The sequence below is a fragment of the Neisseria sp. P0009.S007 genome (genome assembly GCF_051962515.1).
In genome coordinates this window covers 1-4,860 of sequence record NZ_JBQCVF010000131.1, presented here as the reverse complement: position 1 = coordinate 4,860, position 4,860 = coordinate 1, and the positions used below count along the sequence as shown (strand labels likewise).

Sequence of the window (4,860 nt, the reverse complement as noted above, 5' to 3'; positions counted from 1 at the left end):
TTCAGACGGCCTTGTTTGTCGGCCACGCAGACGTTTAAGGCCGTCTGAAAACGTTCGGGGCGGCGGAATGCGTCGGTTTTTTTCAAAACATTCAAAATAGTTTTACTTTTGAACTGCCCGACTTGATGGAGCATGATGTGCCAACGGCAGACGAGTTCGGCAAGCTCGGCGCAGTGTTTGGGCGCGCGCAGGCGTTGATTGACTTCGCGGACGGGTTCGACGCCGTTAAGGTCGTGTCCGTAGTGTTTCGGCAGTATATCGGCCGGTGTTTTTGCCTTGCCCAAGTCGTGCAATAAGGCAGCATAGCGTTCAGCGAGGGACAGGTTCATCTCGGCGGCTCGTTGTACAACCATCAGCGTATGAATACCGCTGTCGATTTCGGGATGATAGTCGGCGCGTTGCGGTACGCCGAAAAGGGCATCGACTTCTGGCAGTAAAACTTTGAGTGCGCCGCATTCGCGCAAAACTTCAATCATTCGGCGCGGATTTTTCTCCATCAAGCCTTTGGCCAATTCCTGCCAGACACGTTCGGCAACCAAGGCATCCGCTTCGCCGTTTTCTACCATTTGCCGCATCAGCGACATGGTTTCATCGGCAATTTGAAAACCATAACGCGCGGCAAAACGGGCGATACGCAAAATCCGCACAGGGTCTTCGGCAAAGGCAGGCGAAACGTGGCGCAGGATGCCGGCCGCCAAATCTTGTTGTCCGCCAAAAGGATCGATGATCGTGCCGTCTGAATCCTGAGCCATGGAATTGATGGTCAGGTCGCGGCGCATTAGGTCTTGTTCCAGCGTAACGTCTTTATCGGCATGAAAACTGAATCCGGCATAGCCTTTGGCAGTTTTACGCTCGGTACGGGCGAGGGCGTATTCTTCGTGGCTGTCCGGGTGGAGAAAGACGGGAAAATCCTTGCCAACAGGTTGATAGCCTTGAGCCAACATGGTTTGCGCATCTGCACCGACGACTACCCAGTCGCGGTCTTTGACGGGCAGGCCTAAAAGATGGTCGCGGACAGCGCCGCCGACAAGATAGGTTTTGATGGTTTGTGTATTCATATAAAAATCGAACGATATAAAAAGGCCGTCTGAAAAGCCGTATTGGGTTTTCAGACGGCCTGAGTCAGAACGCTATTATGACGCTTTAGGTTTGTTGCTGTCGATAATCTTCAGTCCTGCGGCGACAACAAACCATATCGTTATGCGGCATATCCTTTATAATAAGCCCATTCAAATACGGAGCGGCAAATAATGCAGACTTGGCACGAGGCAATTGGTGCGGAAAAAGAAAAGGCGTATTTTCAAACGATTTTGGAGAAGGTGCGCCATGAAAGGCAGGCGGGGATAACCGTTTATCCGCCCGAGCGCGATGTATTCAATGCCTTTCGGACGACTGAATTCGGAAATGTAAAGGTAGTGATTTTAGGGCAAGACCCGTATCACGGTGCGGGTCAGGCGCATGGTTTGGCGTTTTCCGTCCAGCCTGAAATTGCGGTGCCGCCGTCGCTGGTCAATATTTATAAAGAGTTGGCGACGGATATTGAGGGTTTTCAGATTCCGCAACACGGCTATTTGCAGCATTGGGCGGAACAGGGCGTGTTGCTGTTGAACACGGTATTGACTGTCCGTGCCGGTTCAGCGCATTCCCATGCGACTTTTGGCTGGGAGGCGTTTACCGATGAAGTCATCCGACAATTGGATAAGGAACGCGAGCATTTAGTCTTTATGCTGTGGGGCAGCCATGCGCAGAAGAAAGGCGCGTTTATCGACCGCAATCGCCATTTGGTGCTGACCGCGCCGCACCCTTCGCCTTTATCGGCATATCGCGGCTTTTTTGGCTGCAAACATTTTTCGCAGGCAAACGCTTATTTGCAGGCACATGGTTTAGAGCCGATTGATTGGCAGGTTTAAATAAGATGAAAGGCCGTCTGAAAGCAGATTTTCAGACGGCCTTATGCTTTAGTCTCAAATCGAATATTCAATCAGCTCGTTTTGAGAAAAGACATAAACCTGTTTCGGAATCAGCCTCAATTCTTTGCCTTCGGCGATTTGGTAACGCGCGGCATCGCTGCCTGCCAGCGTGATATGCACGTCTTGTTTGTCGTGTTTTACCACAATATGCGTCAATGCGCCGACGGCGTGGATTTTTTCGATTTTGGCGCGGATCATCGGGGTTTCGTTTTCGGCGGCAAGCTGCCATTCGTGCGGACGGATGTAGCCGATAGCGGTTTGTTCCTGCCATTTGTAGTGCGTGTCCAATTTCCACGCGAAGCCGTTGTAATGCCAGATGCCTTTTTCGATTCTGCCTTCGAAGGCGTCGGTTTCGCCGAGAAATTCGGTAACGAAGGCGTTTTCAGGTTTGCGGTAAATGGCTTCGGCACTGCCGGTTTGCTCGATTTTGCCGTGGTTCATGACGACGATTTCGTCGGAAACTTCAAGGGCTTCTTCTTGGTCGTGCGTCACCAGAATGCTGGTTACGCCTAGGTTGTGATGGATGTCGCGCAGCCAGGTGCGCAATTCTTTGCGCACTTTGGCATCCAGCGCGCCGAAGGGTTCGTCCAAGAGCAGAAGTTTGGGTTCGACGGCGAGGGCGCGGGCGAGGGCGATGCGTTGGCGTTGGCCGCCGGAGAGCTGGTGCGGATAGGATTTGGCGAGTTGGGAAAGCTGCACGAGTTTGAGCAATTCTTCGACTTTGGCGCGGATTTGTTCTTTGGACGGGCGTTCGGACTTGGGCAATACGGTCAAACCGAAGGCGACGTTGTCAAACACGTTCATGTGGCGGAAGAGGGCGTAGTGTTGGAATACGAAGCCGACTTTGCGCTCGCGCACATGCTTGGCGGTTACGTCTTGGCCGTCAAAGAGAATTTGGCCGCCATCGGCGTTTTCCAGTCCGGCGATAATGCGCAGGAGCGTGGTTTTGCCGCAGCCGGATGGGCCGAGCAGGGAAACGAGTTTGCCGGTGGGGACGTTGAGGTTGATGTTTTTCAGCGCGTGGAACGCTCCGAAGTGTTTGTTTAGATTTTGAATAGTAATGCTCATGCTGCGTTCCTTTCAGCGGCGGCGAGTTTTTTGTCTTGTAATTTTGTGATGATGTTTTGCACCAGCAATGTGGCCAAGGCTAAAAGTGCCAATACGCCGGAGAGGGCGAATGCGCCGGTGAAGTTGTATTCGTTGTAGAAGATTTCAACCAAAAGCGGGATGGTGTTGGTTTCGCCGCGGATGTGTCCCGATACCACGCTGACCGCGCCGAATTCGCCCATCGCGCGGGCGTTGGTGAGGATGATGCCGTAGAGCAGCGCCCATTTGATGTTGGGTAGGGTAACGCGCCAAAACATCTGCCAGCCGCTTGCGCCGAGTATTAGCGCGGCCTGTTCTTCGCTGTCGCCCTGCGCCTGCATTAAAGGAATGATTTCGCGCGCGACAAAGGGGAAGGTAACGAACAGCGTCGCCAAAATAATGCCGGGGATGGCGAAGATAATCTGTATGCCTTGCGCTTCAAGCCAGCCGCCCAATGCCGTATGCGTGCCGAACAATAAGACGAACATCAAACCGGCCACCACGGGCGATACGGAAAACGGCAAATCGAGCAGGGTGGTCAGCAACTGCTTGCCGCGAAAGTCGAAACGGGTCAACAGCCACGCCATCGCCACACCCAATACGGCATTGATAGGAACAACAATCAGAGCGGTAATCAGGGTTAATTTGATGGCAGACCATGCTTCGGGATCGGTCAAGGATTGCAGGTATAAATCCCAACCGCCTTTTAAGGCCTCGTAGAATACGGCAACCAAAGGCACGACCAGCATCAGCAGCAGAAAGCCCAAGGCGGTAGCAGTCAGCAATACGCGCAGCCAACGCGGTTCGCTCAGGTTTGGATTGGTAGAATGGGTTTTCATGTTAGTGAAGTCTCTATTTATTCTTGTATCCGTTTAGGCCGTCTAAAAAATGTTTGCTTGATGTTTCAGACGGCCTATTGTTTGTTAAACCTTCGCTCCGGCACGGCGGCTCAAAGTCCATTGCATAATGTTTAAAATCAGCAGGATGACAAACGAAATCATCAGCATAAACAGAGCAACGGCAGACGCGCCCTGAGCATCGTATTGCTCCAGTTTGCCGGTAATAATCAAGGGCAGGATTTCAGACACCATCGGAATATTGCCCGCGATGAAAATGACCGAGCCGTATTCGCCGGTAGAGCGGGCAAACATCATGCCTGCACCGGTCAACAAGGCCGGTGTGATTTCAGGCAAGAGAACACGGCGGAACGTAGTCCAACGGCTTGCGCCCAAAGTTGCCGCTGCTTCTTCATACTCGCCCGACAATTCTTCCAATACCGGTTGTACGGCGCGGACGATAAAGGGCAGGCTGACGACAATCAGCGCAATCCAAATACCGATGGGCGTAAAGGCGATTTTGATACCCAAAGGCTCGAAAAAACGGCCTATCCAGCCATTGGGCGCATACAGGGTTGCCAACGCAATGCCTGTTACCGCTGTCGGCAGCGCAAACGGCAAATCGACCAAAGCGTTTACCAACCCTTTGCCCGGAAATTCATAGCGCACCAATACCCAGGCGACCAACGTGCCGAACACGATATTGGTTAACATCGCATAAAACGACATCCGCAAGCTCAGCCAGACGGCCGCCAAGACATTGGGTTCGGTAATCGTGTTCCAAAATCCGCTCCAGCCGATTTCTGCTGCTTTGGCCGCCATCATCGCAAACGGCAAAACCACCAAAAGCGACAGGCATAAAACCGTCAAACCCAAACTGAGCTTGAAACCCGGCAATACAGAAGGCGTTTTGAGTAACAACATAATGGCAACCGTCAGAATTTAATACACGCTTACTTTAACAAGGC

At 52.4% G+C, this 4,860-nt stretch carries 5 protein-coding genes; 1 reads left to right on the top strand and 4 read right to left on the bottom strand.

Annotation, left to right across the window (positions count from 1 at the left end; all coding sequences use genetic code 11):
- Nucleotides 1–1,058: multifunctional CCA addition/repair protein (locus ACTHS3_RS10215; protein ID WP_440367898.1), on the bottom strand; the 1,058-nt coding region annotated here is incomplete at its 3' end.
- Between the two features lie 192 nt (nt 1,059–1,250).
- On the opposite strand from ACTHS3_RS10215, the gene ung reads away from it, so the two are divergent.
- Nucleotides 1,251–1,910 (top strand): uracil-DNA glycosylase, encoded by a 660-nt coding sequence (gene ung / locus ACTHS3_RS10210; RefSeq protein WP_049336116.1) that lies wholly within the window; start codon nt 1,251–1,253, stop codon nt 1,908–1,910.
- A 54-nt stretch (nt 1,911–1,964) separates the two neighbouring features.
- Here ung and ACTHS3_RS10205 read toward each other — a convergent pair whose 3' ends face one another.
- From ACTHS3_RS10205 to cysT, 3 genes are all read right to left on the bottom strand, one after another.
- Nucleotides 1,965–3,038: a sulfate/molybdate ABC transporter ATP-binding protein gene (locus ACTHS3_RS10205; RefSeq protein ID WP_049336114.1), complete on the bottom strand. Its 1,074-nt coding sequence runs from the start codon at nt 3,036–3,038 to the stop codon at nt 1,965–1,967.
- Nucleotides 3,035–3,895, bottom strand: coding sequence for a sulfate ABC transporter permease subunit CysW (gene cysW / locus ACTHS3_RS10200; RefSeq protein ID WP_049336112.1), 861 nt, complete (start codon nt 3,893–3,895; stop codon nt 3,035–3,037). The genes ACTHS3_RS10205 and cysW overlap by 4 nt, the downstream gene beginning before the upstream one ends.
- Nucleotides 3,896–3,979: 84 nt before the next feature.
- Entirely contained in the window at nt 3,980–4,816 is an 837-nt protein-coding gene (cysT, locus tag ACTHS3_RS10195; protein WP_003683475.1) for a sulfate ABC transporter permease subunit CysT, read from the bottom strand.
- Nucleotides 4,817–4,860: the final 44 nt, after the last annotated feature.

Coding starts and splice junctions, on each gene's coding strand:
- ung (WP_049336116.1), top strand. CDS start 1,251: ATGCAGACTTGGCACGAGGCAATTGGTGCGGAAAAAGAAAAGGCGTAT.
- ACTHS3_RS10205 (WP_049336114.1), bottom strand. CDS start 3,038: ATGAGCATTACTATTCAAAATCTAAACAAACACTTCGGAGCGTTCCAC.
- cysW (WP_049336112.1), bottom strand. CDS start 3,895: ATGAAAACCCATTCTACCAATCCAAACCTGAGCGAACCGCGTTGGCTG.
- cysT (WP_003683475.1), bottom strand. CDS start 4,816: ATGTTGTTACTCAAAACGCCTTCTGTATTGCCGGGTTTCAAGCTCAGT.